Consider the following 24,074-nt stretch of genomic DNA (forward strand, 5'->3'; position numbering starts at 1 on the left):
GAAGGTGGTGTAGTCCCTTGAATAAAGAAGACCTTAATATTTTAATTGTAGGGATTTGTGCTTCTGGTAAGTCATCAGTTGTAGAGAGATTAAAAGATTTAGGTTTTAATGCTAAAACTTGTGCTCAGGAGCATTCTTATAGTAAGTCATTGTGGACTAGACTAAATCCAGACGTATTAGTAGTTTTAGATTGTAGTTATGAAACTATTAAAGAGAGACGAAATGTTGGTTGGGGTGTAGAAAGAATTAAGATACAGAAAGAAAGGTTGCAAGGTGCATTACAGAATTGTGATTTATATTTAAAGACTGATAATTTGACTATAGAAGAGACTATAGAGAAGATTATTAATTATTTAGTTAACGAAAAACTAATAGATGATCGAAATGTGATATTAAAAGGAGGAAGAAGCGATAATGAGCTCGATTACTCTACAGGAAGTTAAAGAAAATCCACAGATAACTGCTTACATAAAGAAAGCTGATGAACATTTAAGGTCGCTAGGATTTACAGAACATAGCTTTCGTCATGCTAGTTTAGTTGCTGATATTGCTAGAGATATTTTGCAAAGGTTAGAATATCCTAGACATACTACAGAATTAGCAGCGGTTGCCGGTTATTTACATGATATAGGTAACGTTGTCAATCGTCAAAATCATGGACATACTTCGGCTATATTAGTTTCACGAATTTTAACAGAATTAGAGGTTAATTATGAAGATATAGCGACTATAATTGGCGCCATAGGCAATCATGATGAAGGCACAGGAGAACCAGTTAATGTTGTAGCTGCTGCTTTAATTATTTCTGATAAATCAGATGTTCATTGGACAAGGGTCAGAAATAATGACTATGCTACTTTTGACATTCATGATCGGGTCAATTATGCAGCTAAACAGTCCTTCATTGAAGTAAATAATGATGATAAGATAATTACATTAGAATTAGAAATTGATACAGAAATTAGTACAGTTATGGAATACTTTGAAATCTTTTTAACCCGAATGATTATGTGTCGGCGGGCAGCTGAGGCTTTAAGTTGTGATTTCCAATTGATTATCAATGAGGTTGAATTATTGTAGATATAATTAATTGCGCCTGGCTTTTAACTTTTTAGAGTAAATTTTCACAAATCTTCTTTAGTTAAAATTGACAAGCTATATTGAAAGAGATATAATATAAGTTGTTGGTTTAGAATATGTTATTACTTAGTTTTAAAGTATAGGAAGGAGAGTATTTGTAATGACTCGGAGTCAAAAGAGAACATTTAAATTAATCGGAATAGTAGTTTTACTTGCAGCAGCGGTCTACTTCTTATTTCCGATTAATCAGAGCATTAATTTAGGTTTAGATTTACAAGGGGGAACCCATGTAGTTTTAGAAGCCCAGGAAACGCCAGAAAGTCCTGTAACTAACGATGCTATGCGTAGAGTAACTAGTGTTATTAGTCGGAGAGTAAATCAGATGGGATTAACAGAACCGGTAATTCAAAGGCAGGGAGATAAGAGAATTATTGTAGAACTACCGGGGATTAAGAATCCAAATCAAGCAATCAATACTATAGGTAAGACTGCACAATTAAAGTTTAAGAATCCGGCGGGAGAGGTTGTTATGACCGGAGAAACTTTAATTGATGCTCAAGCAGATTATGGTGGACAGTTTGGAAGACCGGTGATTAGATTTAGGTTGAATGATGAAGGTGCAGATAAATTTGCTAAACTAACTAAAAAGTATGTAGGGCAGCGAATTGCTATTTACTTAGATAATGACTTATTGACTAATCCAATGGTGCAGAACCCAATTACTGGTGGTCAAGGTATAATTACAGGTTATAAGACATTAGAAGAAGCTCAAAAGGATGCACTATTATTAAGAGCAGGTGCATTGCCGGTTCCAGTTAAAGTAATAGAGAATAGAACTGTAGGACCAACATTGGGTAAAATATCAATCAATAAAAGTATTAATGCTGGCGCAATTGGCTTAGTATTAGTGGCTTTATTAATGATTATCTTATATCGTGTTTCAGGTTTAATCGCTACTTTAGCTTTAGGTATCTATGGCATTATTGTTTTAGGAACGTTAGCCGGATTAGGTGCCACCTTAACTCTACCTGGAATTGCAGGTCTTATTCTTTCAGTAGGTATGGCTGTAGATGCTAATATTATCATCTTTGAACGTATCAAGGAAGAGTTAGGACAAGGTAAGACTACACGAGCAGCTATTAGAGCCGGATTTGAACGTGCATTTAAGACTATTTTAGATTCAAATGTAACTACTTTAATTACAGCAGCAATCCTTGCTTACTTTGGCACGGGAACGGTTAGAGGGTTTGCTATTACTTTAAGTATAGGTATTTTAGCTAGTATGTTTACTGCAATTGTAGTAACTAGAACTATTATAGATTTAGCGTTAGATGCTAATTTATTAAAGGGTCAAAGTTCATTTGGCCGAGCAAGGAGGTAATTCTTTTGGATATTATCGGTAAACGTAAGGTTTGGTTTATTATTTCTAGTTTGATAATTATTGCTGGTTTAATTTCGATGGTAGTTCAAGGAATGAACTGGGGTATTGATTTTACTGGTGGAACTTTGATGGAGTTTTCATTTGATAAATCAGTATCGACTAAGCAAGTAAGGGGAGTATTTGATGAGTTTGGTTTAGGAAAGGAAAGTATCATTCAAGAGACTGGCGATAAAGGTATCTTTATCAGAACAGTTAGTCTTAATCAAGATAAGATTACTAATATTCAAGAAAGAATCAAAGAAGAATTCCCATCAGCTAAGATGTTAAGAACAGAGATGGTAGGTCCAACAATTGGGGCAGAATTAAAGAAAAAGGCTTTATTAGCTCTATTAGCAGCGGCTATTGCTATTGTTATCTATATCAGTGTTAGATTTGAATTTAAGTTTGCTATGGCAGCAATCATTGCCTTATTACATGATACGTTAATTGTGGTTGGACTCTTTTCTATTCTAGGACAAGAGATTAATAGTCCATTTATTGCGGCTTTATTAACAATTATCGGTTATTCTATTAATGATACCATAGTTATCTTCGATAGAATCCGAGAAAAGATTAACTATAAGAAGAAAGAGACCTTTGCTGAACTAAATAATAAAGCTATTTTAGATACATTGCCTCGTTCAATCAATACTTCGTTAACTACTTTAGTTTCTGTTGTTGCTATCTTAGTATTTGGAGGAGCCACAATCCAGAACTTTATGTTAGCTCTGTTAATCGGTATTATGGCAGGAACTTATTCTTCTATCTTTGTTGCTAGTCCTGTTTTAGTAGAATGGGATGCTTGGCAAAAAAGAAAGGCTTAAATGCTGTAATAATATAGAGTATTATTAACCACCCTAAGGTAAATTAAGGGTGGTTTTATCTATTTAGGGATAAATAGATGATCAGTTAAGTAGAATAATAATATGTTTAGGACACAAAAATTTATTCTATCACGAAATATGACCTTTTTGTGGTTAAACCATAATATGATTTGAGAATAAAAAGAATATATTACCTTACCGAATTATAGTCAAGAAAGCCTCACCCTTGAATTAGGGTGGGGATGAATTGGCTATTTTAATTTTTAGTCAATCTGAAAATTAAAATTATTCTTGTACTTCTTGTATAAATCCTTAATAGCTTCGTTAAATAATTTAGTTTCAGGAATAATTAAACATATTATTTATGGGAACAACGTCTATGGGAACAACGTCTATGGGAACAACTTCCAATACCTATGTGTTTGTGATATAATGTAATTAAGTTAAAGGGAGGTGTCAATGATGGATAAAACTTATATACTACCTATTGAACAACAAGATTTAGCACATAGATTATCTAGGTTAAGTGGTCGTATATACTCTAAAACTGTATCAACTACCTTTAAGTTAAAGCAATCTAAAGATATATGGTTATCTAAAAACGATATGGAGAAATTAATTAAATTATATGCTAGCGAGTTTGGAATGCACTCACAATCTAAACAAGGTTCGGTACAACAATACTATACTAATCTTAAATCTTTCTTTAAATCTATGAATAAAGCAGGTAATCCCAAACCACCATATCGGACTAGAAAGTTTAATAAAGTAATCTATAAAAAGTCTGCTATTAAATTAAAAGATAATGGTATATTAAGGTTATCTAATGGTAGAGGTGCAATTCCATTAAAGGTTAAAACTTCTAGTTTAAATCAGAGACCTAAATATGCTGAAATAATCTATCATCATCAAGAAAATAAATACAAACTCCATATTGTAGTTGATGTTGAAAATAAACAAATAGATTATAATACTAATAAAACTTTATCTATTGACCTCGGTCAAATTCATCCTATGGTAACTTTTGATGGAGAACAGAGTTTAATTTATAATGGTGGAAAACTCAACTCTTTTATTAGATTTAGGAATAAAGAGTTAGCTAAATTGCAAACTAAAATCTCTAAGTGTCAAAAATTCTCTAATCGTTGGAAGAGACTCAATCGTGGTAAAAAGAAACTTATGCTTAAAAGTAGAAATAAGATTAATGACCTATTGCAAAAATATAGCAGTCATCTTATTTCATACTGTATTAAGAATAAAGTTTCTATTATTGTGATTGGTGATATTAAAGGTATTAGAGAAAAGATCAATTTTGGCACTAAAACTAATCAAAGCTTGCACCAATGGGTATATAAGCAATTAACAGATATGCTTGAATATAAAGCAAAATCAGTAGGAATAGAAGTTGACTATCAAGAAGAATCTTATACAAGTCAAACCTGCCCTAAATGTAATAAAAGACATAAACCTACTAATAGAAATTATATCTGTCAATGTGGTTTTGAATATCATAGAGATAGCATTGGTGCTATTAACATTTATAAAAAGTATACTAGGGGCAATTTAGATAAGTCCTCTAGGTTAGAAGGCGAATTGACCTCGCCCTATGGAGTAAGATATGATTCTAACTCCATTAGTTGCCAAGTTGAATGGAACTCTAGACCGTTTAGTAGTCAGGGAGTTTCAGCGTAACATCAGTTTGGAAGATGGTCTTGAACTATCAAGAATCCTCGTTCATGAACGTAGTGAATGGGTGGGGAGTAGGTCAAAAAATTAATATTAAGTCATATTTGGCATGAGTTCTTACCTGTGTTATAATTAAAGCTAAGGATTATCTAACTGAGGAGGGATGCTTATGTTTGAATTATTTAAAAAGACACTTGCTACTGGTTTAGGGGCGATGTTATTTACTAAGGAAAAAGCCGAGGAATTAGTGGAGGAATTAGTTGAACAGGGCAGACTTAACCGCGAAGAAGCTGAAGTAATAATTGATGATCTAATGGAAATGTTTGAAAAAGAAAGAGATGAAACTAAAGATAAGGTAAAGAAAGAATTTGAAGAATTATTAGAAAAAGCTGGTCTTAAAAGAGATAATGAGATAGATAACTTAAAAGATAAAGTTAGAAATTTAGAATTAGAAATTGTAGCTTTACGAGAAGAGATTGAAGGTTTGAAAGAAGGAGAAAATGAAGATTCTGAATTAATCTCAGAAGTTAATGATTAAAGCCATAATTCTTATTATGGCTTTAATCGGAGTAATTGGGACTTTATTGCCTGGTTTGCCAGGAACTCCTGTTATAGTCATAGGAGCACTTATTTATGGTTTATTAGAAGGGTTTCATTTGGTATCTATAAAATTTCTTTTAATACTAACCGGATTAAGTATAGTAGCAGAAGTGTTAGAATACATAGTTAGTGGAATTGGTGCTAAAAAGTTTGGTGGTAGTAAGTATGGGATAATAGGTGCAATAGTAGGTGGCTTGATTGGTATTATATTTGGTGGCCCATTAGGAGTTTTAGTGGGGATGTTAAGTGGAAGCATAATTGTAGAATTGATTACAGGAAAAGATTTAATTGCAGCAGGCAAGATAGGGGTAGGTGCTTTATTAGGAGCACTAGGAGGTTCTATATTCTCATTTTTAATAGCATTATTAATGACTGGTTTACTATTAAGTAGAGTTTTTTAATCTAGGATGGTGACTTAAATGGCTTTTTGGAGTTTAAACCGACATTATCGTCATATCCAACGTTATCGAAGGATAGCAGAAGTCTTAATTAAGAATGGCTTTGGTTATTTGATTGATAGTTTGGATTTATATCAGTTTTTACCTTTAAGAAAGAGATTTAATATAGAACCTCAGGAGTCTAATGAACTATCTAGAGCTAAGAGATTACGTTTAGTTTTAGAAGAATTAGGGCCTACATTTATTAAATTAGGCCAACTATTGAGTACTAGACCCGATTTGATTCCGCAGAATTATATTGAAGAATTAACTAAACTGCAAGATGAGGTCCCTTCTTTTGAGTTCGAATCAGTAATTGAACAAGTAGAAAAGGAGTTAGACTGTAGTTATCGTGAATTATTTACAGAGATAGAAAAAGAACCTTTAGCAGCAGCATCGATTGGTCAAGTTCATAAAGCATATCTAAAAGGTGGTCAGAAAGTAGTAATTAAGGTTCAACGACCTAATATTAGAAATATGATTCAGACTGACCTGGATATTATATTTAATTTAGCTAAAGTATTAAAACAAAGAGTATTTACAGATGAATTTTTAAATCCAGTAGAGATTGCAAAAGAATTTGATCGGCTGATTAAGAAAGAATTAAATTATGAGATTGAAGGTAAGAATACAGATAAATTTCGAGAGAATTTTGCAGATGATAAAAAAGTAAAGATTCCAAAAGTACATTGGGATTTTAGTACTAAGAAGTTGTTAGTATTAGAATATATTGATGGAGTTAAGTTAAGTAAAGTTTGTAAGGGAGAGACTAAGTTTAACCGTAAAAAGTTAGCTAAAATTGGTGCTGAATCATTTATGAAGCAGATATTAATAGATGGTTACTTTCATGGTGACCCACATCCAGGGAATATGTTAGTAACTGATAAAGAACAATTGGCATATTTAGACTTTGGTATTGTAGGTCGTATAGATCAAAAAACAATGGAAGAGATCGCTAATATATTTTTAGCTGTTATTAGACAAGATGAAGATAAGATGCTTGATGGGTTACTGAATTTAGGAGTCCTAACTCAACAGATTGATGAAAGGTCACTAAAGAGAGATATAAATGAACTATTAGATGAATACTATGGGGTTAGTCTTCAAGATGTTGAATTGAGTAGAATAATTAATCAAATGTTGCAATTAGCATATGAATATCGTGTGGAACTTCCATCTGATTTTATCTTGCTTGGGAAATCTTTGATTACTCTTGAAGGAGTAGGGACAGATTTAGATCCTGAGTTTAACGCAATTAAAACTGCTAAACCTTTTGCTTATAAGTTATTAAGAGAACGTTTAGAGCCTAAACGTCTGATTAAAGATTTATTTGATGATATTAGAGAGTTTTATGATTTTATAATTAATTTTCCTGAAAAGTTGGACAAGGTGTTAAGGTTATTGGAAAACAGGAATTTAAGAATAGAATTGAAGCATTTAGGTTTAGATGAGTTGATTTCTAAATTAGATATAGTTACTAATCGTTTATCAATCTCAGTAATTATTGCAGCATTAATTGTCGGGTCATCCTTGGTTATGCAGATAGATAAGGGGCCTTCATTTTTAGGTCTACCAATGATTGGGTTAAGCGGTTATTTGATAGCAGGCTTTTTTGGAATCTTATTAATTATTTCTATTATTAAATCTGGTAGATTTTAATGGGAGAAGAATCAAATAAGCAGGAAGATTGATATAAATCTAGAATAATAAAAGTGTTTGAGCAAGAATATTTTTAAAGCTTGTAGAATTTGGAGGCTATAAAAGGTGATATTGGATAAAAAATGGCAACTACCTAAACAAAAAGAAGAACTTAGTAAAAATTTAAGTGAAAGACTTAATTTATCGAAGGTTATGGCAGAAATTTTAGTAAATCGTGGCTTGCAAACTGAGGAAGAGATTGAAGAGTTCTTGCATGTTGATTTAAATGACCTTCATTCTCCTTTTTTATTTAGAGGGATGAAAGAGGCGGTAGAAAGAATTTTACAGGCTATCTCTTTTGAAGAAACGATTGCTATTTATGGAGATTATGATGTAGATGGAATTACTAGTACTAGTTTGTTGATTAACTTCTTTAGGAGATTAAATGCTGAACCTAAGCACCATATTCCTAATCGGATAGAAGAAGGTTATGGTCTCAATAAAGGGGCAATTAAAGAGCTAGCAGACCAAGGGGTAGAACTTTTAATTACTGTTGACTGTGGAATTAGTGATTATGATGAAGTTGAATATGCTAACGAATTAGGAATTGATGTGATTATTACTGATCATCATGAAGTACCCGATCAAGTTCCTAATGCCAAAGCAGTAATTAATGCTAAGCAGGATGACTGTAACTATCCGTTTCCTGAATTATGTGGGGTAGGAGTTGCTTTTAAGTTAATTCATGGACTAGCTATTATGGAGCATACTCTACAAGTAGATGAAGTTATTAATGAATATCTAGATTTGGTTACTTTAGGAACTATAGCAGATATTGTGCCTTTACAAGGAGAGAATAGAATTATTGTTAAGCATGGCTTAGATTTATTAAGAAACCCTAATAATCTAGGAGTAGAAGCGTTAATTGAAGTTTCAGATTTAGAAGGCAAAGAAATTAGTACTGGACGTGTTGGCTATATCTTAGCGCCTAAGATTAATGCTGCTGGCCGGATTGGGGACCCTGATTTAGCCTTGAGTTTATTGATAACAGAAAGACCTTCGGAGGCTAGAGAAGTTGCTCAGAAGTTAGATGAATTGAATCGTGAGCGAAAAGATATTCAAGATAAGATTTTGCATGAAGCGGAATTGATGGTTGAAGGAATTGATTTAGATAAAACTAAAGTATTAGTCTTAGCATCTGAAGGATGGCATTCAGGAATTGTAGGGATAGTTGCTTCTGAAATTGTTGAAAAGTATTACCGACCGACAATTATGATTGCTATTGAAGAAGATGGGATTGGGAAAGGTTCTGCTCGCAGTATAAAAGGATTAAATATTTACCAGGCAATAAAGAATTCAAAAGATCTATTACCTAATTATGGCGGGCATGAACAGGCAGCTGGATTAAGTATTGCTCAAGAAGATATTGTTCAATTTAGAAAAGAAATTAATCAATATGCTGAAGAAGCTCTAACTGAAGAAGACTTAGTACCGAAACTTAGACTAGATGCAGAGGTAGAATTATCAGATTTAGATATGGATTTAGTTGAAGAAATAAACTCCTTAGCTCCATTTGGTCTAAAGAATCCGCGACCTAAACTAGCAATTAAGGATGTGAATGTAGCTAACTTTAGAATAGTAGGCAATTCTAAAAAGCATCTAAAGTTAATGGTTAGTGATGATAAGGATAATAAGTTAGACTGCATAGGTTTTAATTTAGCTGACTTTCGTGAGAAATTGATTACCCAAAGAGAAGGAATAGCTATCGCAGGCTCTTTAGAGATTAATGAATGGAAAGGTAATAAAAAAATACAACTAAATTTGCGGGATATAAATCTTCCAGAGGTATCTTTTGTCGATAGACTATTTGCTAGATCTGATGAGATTATTGCTAATGATTATTATCGTGGTATTGGAGATGCTGATAAATTTTATACTAAAGTAGTAGGAGTAACCTTTGAAAATCGGCAAGAGATAATTACAGAACTAAGGGCTGGTGAAAAATTAAAGTTAGTTAGAGAGCCAGATAATGAATATGATGAATCGGCAATAAAAGTAGAGAATAATGCTGGAAAGCAGATTGGTTATTTAAATGCTAATTTAGCCCAGTATTTAGCGCCATATTTAGATTTAGGATTCTATTATCAAGTAAACGTTTCTGAAGTTACCGGTGGAGGAGAACAGAACTTAGGAGTCAATATCTTTATTCGCAAAGAAGGATGTGAAGCCGGAGAGGTTGAAGTTAACACTAGAGCCCAAAGAGCTAGATTGCAAAGTTTAAGTCAAGCCGAAATATTAGAGGAGATACGGAGTTCGTTAATTGGAGAATACGACTTTAGACCTAAACAGCAAGAAGCTCTAAATAGCCTATTTAATAAGAAGAATACATTGGCTATCTTTGGTACAGGACGAGGCAAATCAGCTATTTTTCAAAGTTTTGCAGCCTTGAAAGCCTTAGATCAAGGTGAAATAACTATTGTATTATATCCATTACGAGCCTTGGTCAATGATCAGTTTGAAATTTTACAGAACAAATTAAATCCTTTAGGTTTGCAAGTTTATAAAGCAAATGGCTCATTAAGTGTTAGTGAGAGAGAAGAGTTAATGACTGCTCTACAACAAGGAGATTTAGATATCTTATTAACAACTCCCGAATTTCTTGAATATCATTTAGATAAATTTCTAAACTTAAGAGAAGAGATAGGGTTTTTAGTTGTTGATGAAAGCCATCATATTGGTTTAGCTACTAATTCTTTTCGGTCAACTTATAAGCGTTTAGGAAGATTGATTACAAAATTAGATGATCCGTTAACATTAGCAGTTACAGCAACTGCTAATGATCAAGTTGCACAAGAGATTAGTCAAACTTTATCTATTGATCAAATTATAGTTGATCCTCATATCCGTAGTAACTTAAAGATAGTCGATCAAAGAAATTGTAATGACAAAGATAGTTATCTGCGGAACTTATTAAAAAGTGGTGAAAAGAGCATTATATATGTAAATAGTAGAGAAAAGAGTGTGGAAATTGCTAGTAAATTAAGAGAAGAAATACCGGCATTAGCTGACAAAATAGCCTTTTATAATGCTGGTTTAACCAATAAAGAGCGTAATACAGTAGAAAATATGTTTAGAAATGGAGAATTAAAGATAATAGTTTCGACTAGTGCTTTTGGTGAAGGAATAAATATTCCTGATATTCGTAATGTTATCTTATATCATCTTAATTTCAACCTTACTGAATTTAATCAACAGAGTGGTCGAGTTGGTAGAGATGGTGAAGAAGCTAAAGTTCATCTTTTGTTTGAAGATAGAGATGTAAGAATTAATGAATTTATCTTAGATAGTATGGCACCTGAACGAGATATATTAGCTGAACTTTATCGAGTATTAAAGATGGTAGAAGATGATGATCAAGAGGTTAGACTAACTAATCAGCAATTAGCTGATGAGGTAAGTAAATTAGTTAAACATAAAGTTAGAGATAATACTATTTCTGCCGGTTTAGGGATTTTAGAAGAACTAAACCTATTAACTAGGATTCAGGAGGTAGGAAAGAGAATAATTCAATTAGAACAAGCTCCTGCTGATAAATTAGATTTAAATGATTCATTAAGATATCAAGAAGGGCAGGAAGATAAAGATGCTTTCAAGAAATTTAAAAAGATGGCCCTCAATGAATCGGCTGAAAAGTTATTATCATTAATTAATAAACCTATTTATCCAACAAAATTAGTAAAAATTAAGGAGGAAGATTAAAAGTGGATTTAAATGAAAAGATAAGAGTGATTAAGGACTTTCCAGAGGAAGGAATTGAATTTAAGGATATTACTACCTTATTAAAGGACCCTGAGGCTTATCAATATGCAATTCAACAATTTGTAGAACAGTATAAAGATATGGAAATAGATGTAATTGTCGGTATTGAGGCAAGAGGATTCTTGGTAGGGGCGCCTTTAGCTTTAGAATTAGACAAGAGCTTTGTGCCAGCAAGAAAAGAGGGCAAGTTACCGGCAGAAGTAGCTAGAGCTGAATATGATTTAGAGTATGGAAGTAATGTGCTTGAGATTCATAGGGATGCCGTTGAAGAAGGGCAGAAGGTGTTGATTATAGATGATCTGTTAGCTACAGGAGGTACTGTAAAGGCAACTGCTGAGTTAATTGAAGAAATCGGTGGTGAAGTAGTAGGATTAGGTTTTTTATTAGAATTATCTTTCTTAAAGGGAAGAGAAAAATTGCAGGATTATGATTTATATACTATAATTAGAGAATAAGTTTGATCTTAACTAAGAAATTAATGCTAATTGGAGTAAAGGGGCAAAAATAATGGCTATTAAGGAATTAACAGACAAGATAAAATCTTATACAAGTGATCCTAACTTAGAATTAGTTCATCAAGCTTACGAATTTGCTAAAGAAGCCCATAAGGGTCAGTATCGTGTTTCTGGAGAGCCTTTTGTTAAACATCCTTTAGGGGTAGCATTAATTATGGCCGAATTAGAGTTAGATGTTATTTCAATTGCTGGAGCTTTATTACATGATGTAGTTGAGGATACTGAGGTGTCTTTCGCTCAATTAAGAAATGAATTTGGTGAAGAGATTACTCTGCTAGTTAACGGGGTTACTAAGCTAAGTAAAATTGCTTTTAAATCTCGAGAAGAGCAACAAGCAGAGAGCCTAAGGAAGATGTTCTTAGCTATGGCTAAGGATATTCGAGTAATCTTAATTAAATTATCTGATCGTTTACATAATATGCGTACCTTAGAATATTTACCTAAGGAGAAACAAAAGCGGAAAGCTACCGAAACAATAGAAATTTATGCTCCTTTAGCTCATAGATTAGGTATTTCCAGACTGAAATGGGAATTAGAAGATTTAAGTTTTAAACATTTAGAACCTAATAAATATCATGAACTGACTAATTCAGTAGCAAAGAATCGAGACGAAAGAGAAGAATATATAGATAGCTGTATTGATAAAATAGAAGAGAGATTAGAGCGTTCAGGAGTTAATGCTCATATTTATGGGCGTCCTAAACACTTATATAGCATCTATCAAAAGATGGTGCGACAGGATAAAGACTTCACTGAGATTTATGATTTAATTGCATTAAGGGTAATTGTTAATACAATTAAAGAATGCTATCAAGTCTTAGGAATTATTCACGAAATATGGAGTCCAATGCCAGGGCGAATTAAAGATTATGTAGCTATGCCAAAGTCTAATATGTATCAGTCACTCCATACCACAGTAATTGGCCCTAAGGGAGAGCCGTTAGAGATTCAAATTAGAACTTGGGAGATGCATAGAACTGCTGAATACGGTATTGCTGCTCACTGGCGTTATAAAGAGGGAAATCAGAATAATGAAGAGTTTGAAAAGAAGATTTCATGGTTAAGGCAGTTATTAGAATGGCAGAAGGATTTACAAGATGCTACTGAATTTATGGAGACGCTTAAAATTGATCTCTTTGAAGATGAAGTCTTTGTTTTTACACCTAAAGGCGATGTAGTATCACTACCTCGTGATGCAACACCGGTAGACTTTGCTTATAATATTCATACTGATGTTGGACATACGTGTGTAGGAGCTAAAGTTAACGGCAAGATAGTACCATTAGAGTATAAGTTAGAGAATGGTGATATAATTGAAGTCTTAACCTCTAAGAATAGTAATGGTCCTAGCCGTGATTGGCTAAATTTCGTTAAGACATCTAAAGCTAAAAGCAAGATAAAGCGTTGGTTTAAGAAGCAGAGACAAGAAGAAGCTATAGATAAAGGAAAGGATAGTTTAGAGCGTAAGATACGGAAGTATAATATTAATTTAAAAGAAGGAGAAAAAGAAGCTAAGTTAGAAGAAATAGCACGTAAGTTAGGTCGCTCTAGTGCTCAGGATTTGTATGCGGCTATAGGATATAATAAGATTACTACTTCTCAGGTGATTAAGAAATTACGACCAGAAGAAGAAAAACAGAAGGATAAGTCGCCAGAAAAAATATTAAAGAAATTAAAAGAGAAGACTAAATCCCGAAGAAAGAGTAGTGCTGATAAAGGTGTTAGAGTTAAAGGAATGGAAGGTCTATTAGTGCGAATTGCTAAGTGTTGTAATCCAGTACCCGGAGATAGAATTATCGGTTATATCACTAGAGGACGAGGGGTTTCAGTCCATCGCCATGATTGTGTCAATATTAATAACTTATTAGAAAAGGATGCTGATCGTAGAATTGATGTAGAATGGAATGTCAAACAAGAAGCATCTTATGAAGTAGCTCTAGAGATTGAAGCATTGAATCAACATTCTCTACTAAACGATTTAACAACAGTCATCTCTGATGCTCAACTAAATATTACAGCTATCAATGCCCAGACGACTGATGATGGATTAGCTTATATTCGGATCGTCTTACAGATTAGTAGTTTAGAGCATATGACCGATATTATGAATAAATTAGAAAGAATCCAAGGAGTATTGGATGTTCAGAGAGCTACACCTAATTAGAGTAAAGTATAATTTAGAATGAACGAAAGGAGTCTGTTATGAGAGTAATAATTCAGCGTGTTAAGGAAGCTTCGGTAAGAGTAGATGGAGAAGTTATAGGTGAGATTAATAAAGGGCTACTTGTCTTATTAGGCGTAGGTGAAGGTGATAATGAAACTGATATAAATTATTTAGCTGATAAGACAGTTCATCTTAGAATTTTTGCTAATGAAGAAGGAAAGATGGATTTAGCGGCTAGAGACTTAGATTTAGACATTCTAATTGTGCCGCAATTTACTCTATACGGTGATTGTCACGAAGGCAAAAGACCAAACTTCACCTCAGCAGCACCACCTAAAGAGGCTAAGGATTTATACCAGCGTTATGTGAAGGCTGTTAAAGAATATCCTTTAAAAGTTGAAACCGGTGAATTTGGAGCGATGATGGAGGTTAATCTAATTAATGATGGACCAGTAACGATTATGTTAGACAGTAATAAGGAGTTTTAATAGCAATAAAGAATTTAAATAAAAGCAAAGATGAAGAAGGTGGGGATAGCATGATCTTAAGAGAATTAAAAGTTAGCTCATTAGACACGAACTGTTATATCTTAGGTGACGAAGAAGTTGGAGAAGCCATTGTAATTGATCCTGGTGATGATGGAGAGGAGATTATGAATTTATTAGATGAATTAAATCTAGACCTAAAGTACATACTTGATACCCATGGGCATCATGACCATATAAGTGCTAATCGGTATTTGGCAGAGAATAGTGATGCAGAGTTATTGATTCATGAAGCTGATGCTGAGTATCTAACTAATCCACGCTATAATTTAAGTTTTTTCCATAAAAGTGATGCTATAGAAGGGCCAGCAGCCGATAGGCTATTAGTTGAAGGTGATAGAGTTAAATGTGGAGAATGGGATTTAGAAGTAATCCATACTCCTGGACATACTCCGGGCGGAATTGTATTATTAGGAAATGGGAAGCTATTTAGCGGCGATACTTTATTTTCGATGGGTGTTGGTAGGACTGATCTACCAAATGGTTCGCGAGAAGATTTGATGGCTTCGATAGAAGAAAAACTTATGTCCTTAGATGATGATTTAGAAGTATATCCCGGTCACGGTCCAAGTGGCAAGTTAGGTGAAATTAAAGCAGTTAATCCATTTCTTTAGTGAGGGATAAGTTAATGAAAGTTAAAAAAGAGGGGTTGCAAATAAAGCTTGAATTGACCAGAGAAGATTATTACTCATCAGTTAAAAGAATGCTAAATATCTTAATACCGGATATAGAAGTGGTTAATGATGATTCAGCTGAAGTAGTGATTACAAGCAATTTAAAAGTAGATACTGATAAGATTAAATTAAAGACTAAATTAGTTAGTTCAGATACGGAATTAATGAAAAAAGATATAGATACAGAGATTAGAGATGCTAGATATACAGATGGAGATATCGAGCGAAGGTGTAGGAGTAAAGTTAAATTTCATATTTATCAGCTACTAGTTAAGTTTTTAGACCTTACACCTAGTCCCTGGGGGATTTTAATTGGGGTTCGTCCAACTAAGATTGGACATTTTTTAATGGATAAAGGCTTTAATTATAACGAAATCAAGAATAATTTGCAGTCAACATATGGAGTTAGTAATGAAAAGGCTGACCTATTATTACGGGTAGTTAAAAAAGAGAGAATATATCTCCCAACAAAAGAAGAAGTTAAGGATAGAGTAAGTATTTATATAGGAATACCTTTTTGTCCATCGAGATGTGGTTACTGTTCATTTCCAGCTTATGGTCTGAAGGATGCTGCAAAGTATATTTCTCCTTTTTTGAAGAGCCTTCATTATGAAATTCGAGAAGTAGGTAGTTGGCTAGCTAAGAATGGAATTACTGTGGATACTATTTATTTAGGTGGTGGTACACCTACTACCTTAAATGAAGAACAATTAAAAGAACTACTAGCAATAATTAAAGAAAGTTTCTACCATTTAGAAGTAAGAGAATTTAATGTAGAAGCCGGAAGACCAGACACAATTACTAAGAAGAAATTAGAACTATTGAAAGAATACAATGTTAATCGAATTAGTATTAATCCTCAGACTATGAATCAAGGTACTTTAAAAGCCATAGGAAGAGACCATACTATTAGGGAAGTTAAAGATGCTTTTAAATTAGCACGCCAGGTTGGATTTAATAATATTAATATGGATTTGATTATTGGATTACCAGGAGAAGATGAAGAATCTTTTACTAAAACGGTTCAAGATATAGAAGAATTAAATCCAGATAATTTAACAGTACATACAATGGCGATGAAGAGAGCATCAAGGTGGAAGCAAAACTCTAATAAATTAGATTTTCCGCAAAGCGAAGAAGTAAGAAGAATGTTAGCACTTTCAAAGCAGCTAGCAATAAACTTAGGGGTGGAGCCTTATTACATGTATCGGCAGAAGTATATGTTAGGCAATCTTGAAAATATAGGTTATGCGAAACCAGGTTTAGAGTCGATATATAATATAATAATGATGGAAGAACGTGAAACAGTAATTGGCTTAGGAGGAGGGGCAATAACTAAGTTAGTCAATCCAGAAGATTGGACGATAGCTAGATTAAATAATCCTAAACAGCCTCAAGATTATATTAGAGAAGTAGAAGAGAGGACCACTAGCAAATTACAAAGGTTGACATCTTTATTCAGATAAGTTACAATGTGAAAGTAAAGTTGACTTAATAGTTTTATTCTATTATTAGAGGGAGGATAAAGTGATGATTTTTGATAGTTTACGGGATAACTCAAAGATACTGATCTATATAGTAGTTATTGCTTTTGCAGCTGGTGGTCTATTGGTAGGAGTTAGCGGTCTATTTACTAATTCTAAAACTCAACGCCAACCGGCATCGTATAATCAGGTAACGGAAAGAAATATCGCAGTAGTCAATGGGAAAGGCATCTCTTATCAGGAGTATTTGCAAGTATTACAAGGTATGAGTCAACAATATTTAGGACAGATTGGGAGCACTCAGCTCTTAGCGTTAAAAAGTAAGGTCTTAGATGAGATGATTAATCAAGAATTACTATTACAAAAAGCAAAGGAAAAAGACTTTAATGTAGAAGTATCTAATGAAGAGGTTCAGACTCAGATTGATAAATTAATTAATAATTATGCTAATTCTAAAGCTGATTTTGAAAAAATACTAGAATCTAGAGGGTTAACACTAGCTGATGTTAAGGCAGATTTAAAAGAAAGAATTAAACAACAGAAGATGTTACAGAAGTTAGCAACTGAATTAAAGTCAGGTATTAAAGTAACTGACCAAGAAATAAAGACAGCATACAAGAAGCAGACAAACAAAGAAGAGTTAGATGATAACTTTGCTAAACAGAAGTCCGAAATTAAGAAGCAATTAATGCAACAGAAGACAAACCAAGCATTAACAAAATTAATAGAAGACTATAAAGCAAAGGCAGAGATTAAGATTAATTCTCCAGAGCTAAGAGGTTTTAAAGCAGCACAGAACAAAAAGTTTGATAAAGCGATTAAGAATTATAAGGAAGCTTTAAAACAGAGTGGTGGAAGAATTTATTTATATATGAATTTAGCTGATGTATATCAGAAACAGGGTAATAACGACTTAGCTTTAGAGACCTATCAAAAGGCTTTGGATAAGGCACCAGAAAACGCTGAATTGAGGTTTGCACTTGGTAACTTCTATTATCAAACTGGTGCTAAGAAGAAAGCAGTTAAGCAATTTGATAAAGCTTCTAAATTAGCCGGTGATGATCTTTTGATGCATTATAGATTATTATCAATTTATCAAAAGATGGGTTATAAAGAAAAATCTCAAGCAGAACTAAGTAAGATTGAAGCTATTCAAAAGAAAGCAGCTAAAGAAAGACAAAAAGCTATTCAAAAAGAAGCTAAGACTAAAACAGGTGGTAAGAAGAAGGCAGAGAATAATAGTCAACAAAAAGATAATTAAGTAGTAATTAAACATGCATAATCAATTGATAATGCCTAAAAGTTATCTTTGAAGTTGTGCTATCAATTGATTATGCTTGAAATTTAATTGTAGAATAAGATAAGCTTATTCTTAGTAAAATTGTGGATTAGTTTTAATATTAGGAGGTTTAAAGATGGGAATTACAGGACCAAGAGGAACGAATGATATTCTACCTGAGGAGAGTCTAAAATGGCAATATGTTGAGGAGACTGCTCAGGATATCTTTAAAAGATATAATTATCAAGAAATTCGAACGCCAATCTTTGAAGATACCAATCTATTTCAAAGAGGAATTGGCGAAACTACAGATATTGTAGAAAAAGAGATGTATACCTTTGATGATAAAGGGGGACGGAGTATTACTCTTCGACCGGAAGGTACAGCTTCTGTAGTAAGATCATTTTTAGAACATAAGGTTTATGGACAGGCTCAACCGACTAAGTATTACTACTTTGGGCCGATGTTTAGGTATGAAAGACCCCAATCAGGGCGTTATCGTCAATTTCATCAGCTAGGTGTTGAGGTGTTGGGTGCAGATAATCCGGCTATTGATGCTGAGGTTATAGCTTTAGGTCTGCAGATCTTAACTGAATTAGGTCTATCTGATTTAGAGGTGCACTTAAATAGTGTTGGTTGTCCCGATTGTAGAGATGAATATCGCGAAGCATTAATGGATTACTTTGCCCCTAATTTAGATGATTTATGTTCTGATTGTCAATCTAGATATGAACGTAACCCATTAAGAATTCTTGATTGCAAGAATGAAAATTGTAAAGAATATACTGATGATGCACCAGAAATCTATGATTCATTGTGTGATGAATGTGCAGATCACTTTGATATGGTTGAAAAGTACTTAGAAGAGTTAGAAATAGACTATATTTTAGATCCGAGGTTAGTTAGAGGTTTGGATTACTATACGAAAACAGCATTTGAGATTATTTATACAGGCTTAGGAGCTCAAGACACTATCTTTGGTGGAGGGCGTTATGATGGTTTAGCAGAAGAAGTAGGTGGTCGTGAAATTCCTGGTATTGGTTTTGCAATGGGAATGGAGCGAATTATCCTTGCTTTAGAAGAACAAGAAGTTGATTTGCCATTAACAACAGATTTAGATCTATTTATAACGACTATCGGACAACCAGCTCAAGAAGCAGCATTTAAATATCTATATCAATTAAGAAAAGCTGGTTTGAGAGTAGAGATGGATCATTTAGATAGAAGTGTAAAAGGGCAGATGAAGTGTGCTGACCGAAATAATGCACAATATAGTATCATTTTAGGTGGCAACGAATTAGAAAAAGGCGTAGCTACTATAAGAGAGATGAAGACTGGAGAGCAAGAAGAGATTGAATTAGACAACTTAATTACAGTAATGAAAGAAAAGGTAGAATAGGTTAGGAGGTAATTTGACGAATGGCAACTATGAAAGAGTTAAAGAGAAATTATTATTGTGGAGCATTAGGTGAAGACCAAGTAGGAGAAGAAGTGACCTTAATGGGCTGGGTACAACGTCGTCGTGATCATGGAGGGTTAATCTTTGCAGATCTAAGAGATCGTTTTGGCATGGTACAGGTGGTATTTAATCCAGAAGATTCTGAGGCTGCATTTGAAAAAGCCGAAGAATTACGAAAAGAGTATGTAATTGCTGTTGTGGGTGAAGTAGTAGCAAGACCAGAAGGAACAGTTAATCCTGATTTGGCAACGGGAAAGGTAGAAGTTCATGTTAAAAAATTAGAGATTTTAGATGCTGCTGAAACGCCACCACTACAGATTGCTGAAGAGTCAGAAGTAGGAGAAGATTTAAGGTTAAGATATAGATATTTAGACCTGCGACGGCCAACTATGCAGCAGAATTTAATCTTAAGACATAAAGTAAAGAAGTTAGTTCGAAATTACTTAGATAAACATGATTTCTTAGAGATTGAAACACCAATGCTGACTAAGAGTACTCCTGAGGGGGCTAGAGATTATTTAGTAGCTAGCCGAGTTAATCCTGGTAAGTTTTATGCGTTACCACAGTCACCTCAATTGTTTAAACAGTTATTAATGGTTTCTGGTATGGAAAGGTACTATCAGATTGTAAGATGTTTTAGAGATGAAGATTTACGGGCCGATAGACAGCCAGAATTTACTCAGATAGATTTAGAGATGTCCTTTATAAGTCAAAAAGATATTATGTCATTAATGGAAGGTATGATGCAGGAAATCTTTGCTCTTGCTGATGTTGAAGTTGTTGATGAATTTCCAAGGATGAGTTATCAAGAAGCCATAGAGAAGTATGGTAGTGATCGACCAGACTTGCGATTTGACTTGGAATTGATCGATATTTCTGGTATAGTAGCAGATGCAGAATTTAAAGTCTTTAGCGGAACCGTTGCTAATGGTGGTCAAGTAAAAGGAATTAATGCTAAAGGTTGTGCAGACTTTTCTCGTAAAGACCTAGATGATTTAACTGACTATGTAGGTATCTATGGAGCTAAAGGACTGGCTTGGATTGCACTTAAAGAAGATGGCATTAATTCTCCAATTACTAAATTCTTAAGTGAAGGGGAATTAGAAAAGATCTTAGATAAGATGGGAGCAGAAGAAGGAGACTTATTATTATTTGTAGCTGACAAGCCAAAAGTTGTAGCAGCTGCTTTAGGTAACTTAAGACAGAGATTAGCACGAAAATTAGATTTGATTGATAAAGATGAGTTTAACTTTGTCTGGATTACTGACTTCCCATTATTAGAAGAGGATGAAGATGAAGGCAGATTAATATCTTTACATCATCCATTTACAGCGCCACAAGATGAGGATATCGATCTATTAGATGATCAGCCTACGGAAGTTAGGGCTAAAGCTTATGACTTAGTCTTAAATGGAGTAGAAATTGGCGGAGGTAGTGTGAGAATTCATAATCGCGATTTACAAGAGAAGATATTTAAAATTCTTGACTTAGATGAAGAAGAGATTGATGAAAAGTTTGGGTTCTTATTAGAAGCTTTTGAATATGGTACTCCACCGCATGGCGGAATTGCTTTTGGATTAGACAGATTAGTGATGTTATTAGGAGGATTAGAATCTATTCGTGATGTAATTGCTTTTCCTAAAACGCAGAATGCAACTTGTCTACTAACTGAAGCCCCTTCTAATGTAGAAGAGAGACAGTTAGAAGAGCTACACTTAGAGATTGAAGAAGAGGATGAAATCGAACTTGAATAATTTATTTCTTTTGAAGATGATTCTTTAATCCAGATGAGATATCATGAATAGCATGAGAACCACGAGAAATAATAATCCCAGTGATAATATAATCGATAACATCATAATAGATATCGACATCTAATTTATGCAAGATGCCAATTTGAGTACTAATACAGACTGTTATACCAATCATTACGGCAATCATTTTGCTACGACTACCTTTAATAGAAAAGATTGATTTGAATGTATTAGTAACCATTTCTACTAAGATAGCAAGTAAAAGAACTGTAGATAGCGATTCTAAAACCATAGTAGTCACCTCTCATTTATTAGTCTTTCAATACATAATATGTGAGGGGGCAGGAATATATGCTATACGATATAATGAAATTACATTTTTTGGTGTTTGCAATTTAGGTTGGGTTATGATATTATTTAATTAAGTTAAAAAACAGCAAAAACCAATCTTGTTCTGCCGTGTACGTGGGGATATTATATTTTGCCCAACACCAACACACAGGGAGCCTGGACTCCATCTGTGGCGTATATGCCTCCATAGAGTGGACATACAAATCAGGTGGGAGGGCACCCACTTTGTAGACAGGGAGCAAAATCATAAGTCCATACGGCATGGTGGGACATTCTATTTTTAAAACTGGTTCTAAAATGAGAACCAGTTTTTTTATTGACAACTACTTTTAAAATTTGATATGATAAATGTAGATTGACTTCCAAATTAAGCCAACAAGGAGTGGTATGATGTCTGATAAGAAGGTACAAGAAGCAAAAGCAGAACAGAGAGAGAAGGTATTAAATTATCGACAAAGATTAACTGATAGAGAGTTATTGGGTAAAAGTATGGAGATCAAAAAGAAGCTATTTGAATTAAAAGAGTTTCAGGAAGCAGAAGTAATTATGTTTTACATAGATTTTAGAAATGAAGTGAAGACTGAGTTTATGATTAAAGAAGCATTAAAGTTGGGTAAGAGAGTACTTGTACCCATTAGCCAAGTAGAAGATAGGTCATTATTATTATCTGAACTAAAAGACTATGACCAAGAATTAGAATTAGGTACATATGACATTTTAGAACCGAAAAAAGAGTATATTAGACCAGTAAAATACAAGAAACTTGACTTTGTTGTAGTTCCTGGGGTTGCCTTTGATGAAGAATGTAACCGTTTAGGCTACGGTGGAGGCTACTATGATCGATTTTCAGCTAAGCTAGATGATAATGTAATGAGAGCGGCATTAGCTTTTGAAATCCAAATTGTAGATGAAGTTATTACTGGTGAATATGACTTACCAGTTGATAAAGTCTTAACAGAAGAAAGAGTTATAGGGTGACTATAATGGATCTATTTACTCATAGTGCACAAGATGAAATAGCAGCTACATCTCCTTTGGCCGATAGGATGCGACCACGAAGTTTAGATGAATTTATTGGTCAAAGTAAGATTGTGGGTGAAGGCAAGTTATTACGGAGGGCTATTCAAGCTGATCGTTTGCAGTCTTTAATCTTCTATGGTCCACCGGGCACAGGAAAAACTACCTTAGCTATGATTATTGCTAATACTACTAGTTCTGAATTTGAAAAACTGAATGCTGTTACTTCCGGGGTTAAAGATATTAGACGAGTAATTAAACAAGCTAGAGAGAGGAAAGGTATGTATCAGCAACAGACGATCCTCTTTATCGATGAGATTCACCGATTCAATAAATCACAACAAGATGCTCTTTTGCCAGCAGTTGAAAAAGGGACGATTATCTTAATTGGAGCTACTACTGAGAATCCTTATTTTGAAGTTAATTCACCTTTAGTTTCTAGGTCAAGGATATTTCAATTAGAACTACTTAAAAGAGAAGACTTGAAGCAAATTTTATTAAATGCACTAAAAGATGAAACTAGAGGTCTAGGTGAATATAAAGTTCATTTAAAAGAAGAAGCATTAGAACATATTATAGATGTAGCCGGAGGGGATGCCAGATCGGCTCTAAATGCCTTAGAATTAGCAGTCTTAACTACACCAACTAAGAAAGATGGAGTTAAAGATATTACAATAGAAGTAGCAGAAGAATCTATTCAGCAACGATCTTTAGATTATGACCAAGCAGGAGATAATCATTATGATACAGTCTCAGCTTTTATCAAAAGCATGCGTGGTTCAGATCCTGATGCTACATTATATTGGTTAGCCAAAATGTTAGAAGCCGGTGAAGACCCTAGATTTATTGCTCGGCGAATGATTGTACACGCTGCTGAAGATGTAGGTATAGCAGACCCGCAAGCATTAGTAATTGCTAATGCTGCCGCTGACGCTGTAGAGTATGTGGGGCTACCAGAAGCTCGTATTCCCTTAGCCGAGGCAGCAGTCTACATTGCGACTGCTCCGAAGAGTAATGCTATTATCAGAGGAATAGATAAAGCGATAAGTACTGTTCGCAATCAGAATTCCTCAGGAATACCTGACCACCTTCGTGATGCTCATTATAAAGGTGCTAAGAAATTAGGTCATGGTAAAGGATATAAGTATCCTTATCATTATCAGGATAATTATGTAGAACAGCAGTACTTACCAGATGAATTAGTTAAAGAAGAATTTTATCATCCTGGAGACCAGGGCTACGAAGAAGAGATTAAGCAATTTTGGCTAAAGGTAGGGAATAAGAAAAAAGATTAGGTAACGACAGTATGTAACTAAACTTCAATAATT

Annotated in this window: 20 protein-coding genes and 1 other RNA gene; 20 read left to right on the forward strand and 1 reads right to left on the reverse strand. The window is 33.9% G+C overall.

Annotated elements, in window-relative coordinates; genetic code table 11:
* Positions 1 to 17 precede the first annotated feature (17 nt).
* The 17 genes from BM077_RS09880 to aspS all read left to right on the forward strand — a co-directional run bounded on the left by BM077_RS09880 (position 18) and on the right by aspS (position 21,378).
* Positions 18 to 443, forward strand: coding sequence for a hypothetical protein (locus tag BM077_RS09880; RefSeq protein WP_089749875.1), 426 nt, complete (start codon positions 18 to 20; stop codon positions 441 to 443).
* Positions 415 to 1,080, forward strand: coding sequence for an HD domain-containing protein (locus tag BM077_RS09885; RefSeq protein WP_089749876.1), 666 nt, complete (start codon positions 415 to 417; stop codon positions 1,078 to 1,080). The genes BM077_RS09880 and BM077_RS09885 overlap by 29 nt, the downstream gene beginning before the upstream one ends.
* A 160-nt stretch (positions 1,081 to 1,240) precedes the next feature.
* Complete coding sequence (gene secD / locus BM077_RS09890; RefSeq protein WP_089749879.1) at positions 1,241 to 2,461, forward strand: protein translocase subunit SecD; 1,221 nt, start codon at positions 1,241 to 1,243, stop codon at positions 2,459 to 2,461.
* Between the two features lie 5 nt (positions 2,462 to 2,466).
* The gene (gene secF / locus BM077_RS09895) at positions 2,467 to 3,324 is read left to right on the forward strand and encodes a protein translocase subunit SecF (protein ID WP_089749881.1); all 858 of its coding nucleotides are present in this window, start codon (positions 2,467 to 2,469) and stop codon (positions 3,322 to 3,324) included.
* A 462-nt stretch (positions 3,325 to 3,786) separates the two neighbouring features.
* The gene (locus BM077_RS09900) at positions 3,787 to 5,016 is read left to right on the forward strand and encodes an RNA-guided endonuclease InsQ/TnpB family protein (protein WP_176941694.1); all 1,230 of its coding nucleotides are present in this window, start codon (positions 3,787 to 3,789) and stop codon (positions 5,014 to 5,016) included.
* Between the two features lie 163 nt (positions 5,017 to 5,179).
* Positions 5,180 to 5,548, forward strand: a complete 369-nt coding sequence (locus BM077_RS09905) for a phasin family protein (RefSeq protein ID WP_089749884.1) — start codon at positions 5,180 to 5,182, stop codon at positions 5,546 to 5,548.
* Positions 5,541 to 6,011: a DUF456 domain-containing protein gene (locus tag BM077_RS09910; RefSeq protein WP_089749886.1), complete on the forward strand. Its 471-nt coding sequence runs from the start codon at positions 5,541 to 5,543 to the stop codon at positions 6,009 to 6,011. The genes BM077_RS09905 and BM077_RS09910 overlap by 8 nt, the downstream gene beginning before the upstream one ends.
* Before the next feature lie 18 nt (positions 6,012 to 6,029).
* Positions 6,030 to 7,706, forward strand: a complete 1,677-nt coding sequence (locus BM077_RS09915; RefSeq protein WP_089749887.1) for an ABC1 kinase family protein — start codon at positions 6,030 to 6,032, stop codon at positions 7,704 to 7,706.
* A 105-nt stretch (positions 7,707 to 7,811) separates the two neighbouring features.
* Positions 7,812 to 11,444 carry a single-stranded-DNA-specific exonuclease RecJ gene (gene recJ / locus BM077_RS09920; protein ID WP_089749889.1) on the forward strand — a complete coding sequence of 1,211 codons (3,633 nt, stop codon included), beginning with the start codon at positions 7,812 to 7,814 and terminating at the stop codon, positions 11,442 to 11,444.
* A 2-nt stretch (positions 11,445 to 11,446) separates the two neighbouring features.
* On the forward strand, positions 11,447 to 11,959 hold the full coding sequence (locus BM077_RS09925) for an adenine phosphoribosyltransferase (protein ID WP_089749891.1): 513 nt from the start codon (positions 11,447 to 11,449) through the stop codon (positions 11,957 to 11,959).
* A 52-nt stretch (positions 11,960 to 12,011) separates the two neighbouring features.
* On the forward strand, positions 12,012 to 14,183 hold the full coding sequence (locus tag BM077_RS09930; protein WP_090003519.1) for a RelA/SpoT family protein: 2,172 nt from the start codon (positions 12,012 to 12,014) through the stop codon (positions 14,181 to 14,183).
* 38 nt (positions 14,184 to 14,221) lie between these two features.
* On the forward strand, positions 14,222 to 14,671 hold the full coding sequence (gene dtd / locus BM077_RS09935) for a D-aminoacyl-tRNA deacylase (protein WP_089749893.1): 450 nt from the start codon (positions 14,222 to 14,224) through the stop codon (positions 14,669 to 14,671).
* A gap of 50 nt (positions 14,672 to 14,721) precedes the next feature.
* Complete coding sequence (locus BM077_RS09940; RefSeq protein ID WP_089749895.1) at positions 14,722 to 15,342, forward strand: MBL fold metallo-hydrolase; 621 nt, start codon at positions 14,722 to 14,724, stop codon at positions 15,340 to 15,342.
* A 14-nt stretch (positions 15,343 to 15,356) separates the two neighbouring features.
* Positions 15,357 to 16,868: a coproporphyrinogen dehydrogenase HemZ gene (gene hemZ / locus BM077_RS09945; protein WP_089749897.1), complete on the forward strand. Its 1,512-nt coding sequence runs from the start codon at positions 15,357 to 15,359 to the stop codon at positions 16,866 to 16,868.
* A 64-nt stretch (positions 16,869 to 16,932) separates the two neighbouring features.
* Positions 16,933 to 18,147, forward strand: coding sequence for a SurA N-terminal domain-containing protein (locus BM077_RS09950; RefSeq protein WP_089749899.1), 1,215 nt, complete (start codon positions 16,933 to 16,935; stop codon positions 18,145 to 18,147).
* Positions 18,148 to 18,301: 154 nt separating this feature from the next.
* On the forward strand, positions 18,302 to 19,564 hold the full coding sequence (hisS, locus tag BM077_RS09955) for a histidine--tRNA ligase (RefSeq protein WP_089749901.1): 1,263 nt from the start codon (positions 18,302 to 18,304) through the stop codon (positions 19,562 to 19,564).
* Between the two features lie 20 nt (positions 19,565 to 19,584).
* Positions 19,585 to 21,378, forward strand: coding sequence for an aspartate--tRNA ligase (gene aspS, locus BM077_RS09960; RefSeq protein ID WP_089749903.1), 1,794 nt, complete (start codon positions 19,585 to 19,587; stop codon positions 21,376 to 21,378).
* A gap of 1 nt (position 21,379) precedes the next feature.
* Here the strand turns inward: aspS and BM077_RS09965 are convergent, their stop codons facing one another.
* Positions 21,380 to 21,670: a hypothetical protein gene (locus tag BM077_RS09965; RefSeq protein ID WP_089749906.1), complete on the reverse strand. Its 291-nt coding sequence runs from the start codon at positions 21,668 to 21,670 to the stop codon at positions 21,380 to 21,382.
* A gap of 156 nt (positions 21,671 to 21,826) precedes the next feature.
* Between BM077_RS09965 and ssrS the strand changes: the two genes are divergently transcribed.
* The 3 genes from ssrS (at position 21,827) to BM077_RS09980 (ending at position 24,041) form a co-directional block, all read left to right on the forward strand.
* A non-coding RNA gene (gene ssrS / locus BM077_RS09970) (6S RNA) lies at positions 21,827 to 22,004 on the forward strand.
* A gap of 115 nt (positions 22,005 to 22,119) precedes the next feature.
* Complete coding sequence (locus BM077_RS09975) at positions 22,120 to 22,707, forward strand: 5-formyltetrahydrofolate cyclo-ligase (RefSeq protein ID WP_089749909.1); 588 nt, start codon at positions 22,120 to 22,122, stop codon at positions 22,705 to 22,707.
* Positions 22,708 to 22,712: 5 nt separating this feature from the next.
* Complete coding sequence (locus BM077_RS09980) at positions 22,713 to 24,041, forward strand: AAA family ATPase (protein WP_089749911.1); 1,329 nt, start codon at positions 22,713 to 22,715, stop codon at positions 24,039 to 24,041.
* Positions 24,042 to 24,074: the final 33 nt, after the last annotated feature.

This window comes from Candidatus Frackibacter sp. WG13, assembly GCF_900114655.1.
Classification (GTDB): domain Bacteria; phylum Bacillota; class Halanaerobiia; order Halobacteroidales; family Acetohalobiaceae; genus Frackibacter.

What these genes read in the sequence shown, in the direction of transcription:
- BM077_RS09940 (WP_089749895.1), top strand. Translation starts at nt 14,722, where the DNA reads ATGATCTTAAGAGAATTAAAAGTTAGCTCATTAGACACGAACTGTTAT.
- BM077_RS09915 (WP_089749887.1), top strand. Translation starts at nt 6,030, where the DNA reads ATGGCTTTTTGGAGTTTAAACCGACATTATCGTCATATCCAACGTTAT.
- hisS (WP_089749901.1), top strand. Translation starts at nt 18,302, where the DNA reads ATGGGAATTACAGGACCAAGAGGAACGAATGATATTCTACCTGAGGAG.
- BM077_RS09975 (WP_089749909.1), top strand. Translation starts at nt 22,120, where the DNA reads ATGTCTGATAAGAAGGTACAAGAAGCAAAAGCAGAACAGAGAGAGAAG.
- BM077_RS09965 (WP_089749906.1), bottom strand. Translation starts at nt 21,670, where the DNA reads ATGGTTTTAGAATCGCTATCTACAGTTCTTTTACTTGCTATCTTAGTA.
- secD (WP_089749879.1), top strand. Translation starts at nt 1,241, where the DNA reads ATGACTCGGAGTCAAAAGAGAACATTTAAATTAATCGGAATAGTAGTT.
- dtd (WP_089749893.1), top strand. Translation starts at nt 14,222, where the DNA reads ATGAGAGTAATAATTCAGCGTGTTAAGGAAGCTTCGGTAAGAGTAGAT.
- BM077_RS09980 (WP_089749911.1), top strand. Translation starts at nt 22,713, where the DNA reads ATGGATCTATTTACTCATAGTGCACAAGATGAAATAGCAGCTACATCT.
- hemZ (WP_089749897.1), top strand. Translation starts at nt 15,357, where the DNA reads ATGAAAGTTAAAAAAGAGGGGTTGCAAATAAAGCTTGAATTGACCAGA.
- BM077_RS09950 (WP_089749899.1), top strand. Translation starts at nt 16,933, where the DNA reads ATGATTTTTGATAGTTTACGGGATAACTCAAAGATACTGATCTATATA.
- BM077_RS09885 (WP_089749876.1), top strand. Translation starts at nt 415, where the DNA reads ATGAGCTCGATTACTCTACAGGAAGTTAAAGAAAATCCACAGATAACT.
- BM077_RS09930 (WP_090003519.1), top strand. Translation starts at nt 12,012, where the DNA reads ATGGCTATTAAGGAATTAACAGACAAGATAAAATCTTATACAAGTGAT.
- BM077_RS09910 (WP_089749886.1), top strand. Translation starts at nt 5,541, where the DNA reads ATGATTAAAGCCATAATTCTTATTATGGCTTTAATCGGAGTAATTGGG.
- BM077_RS09905 (WP_089749884.1), top strand. Translation starts at nt 5,180, where the DNA reads ATGTTTGAATTATTTAAAAAGACACTTGCTACTGGTTTAGGGGCGATG.
- aspS (WP_089749903.1), top strand. Translation starts at nt 19,585, where the DNA reads ATGGCAACTATGAAAGAGTTAAAGAGAAATTATTATTGTGGAGCATTA.
- BM077_RS09900 (WP_176941694.1), top strand. Translation starts at nt 3,787, where the DNA reads ATGGATAAAACTTATATACTACCTATTGAACAACAAGATTTAGCACAT.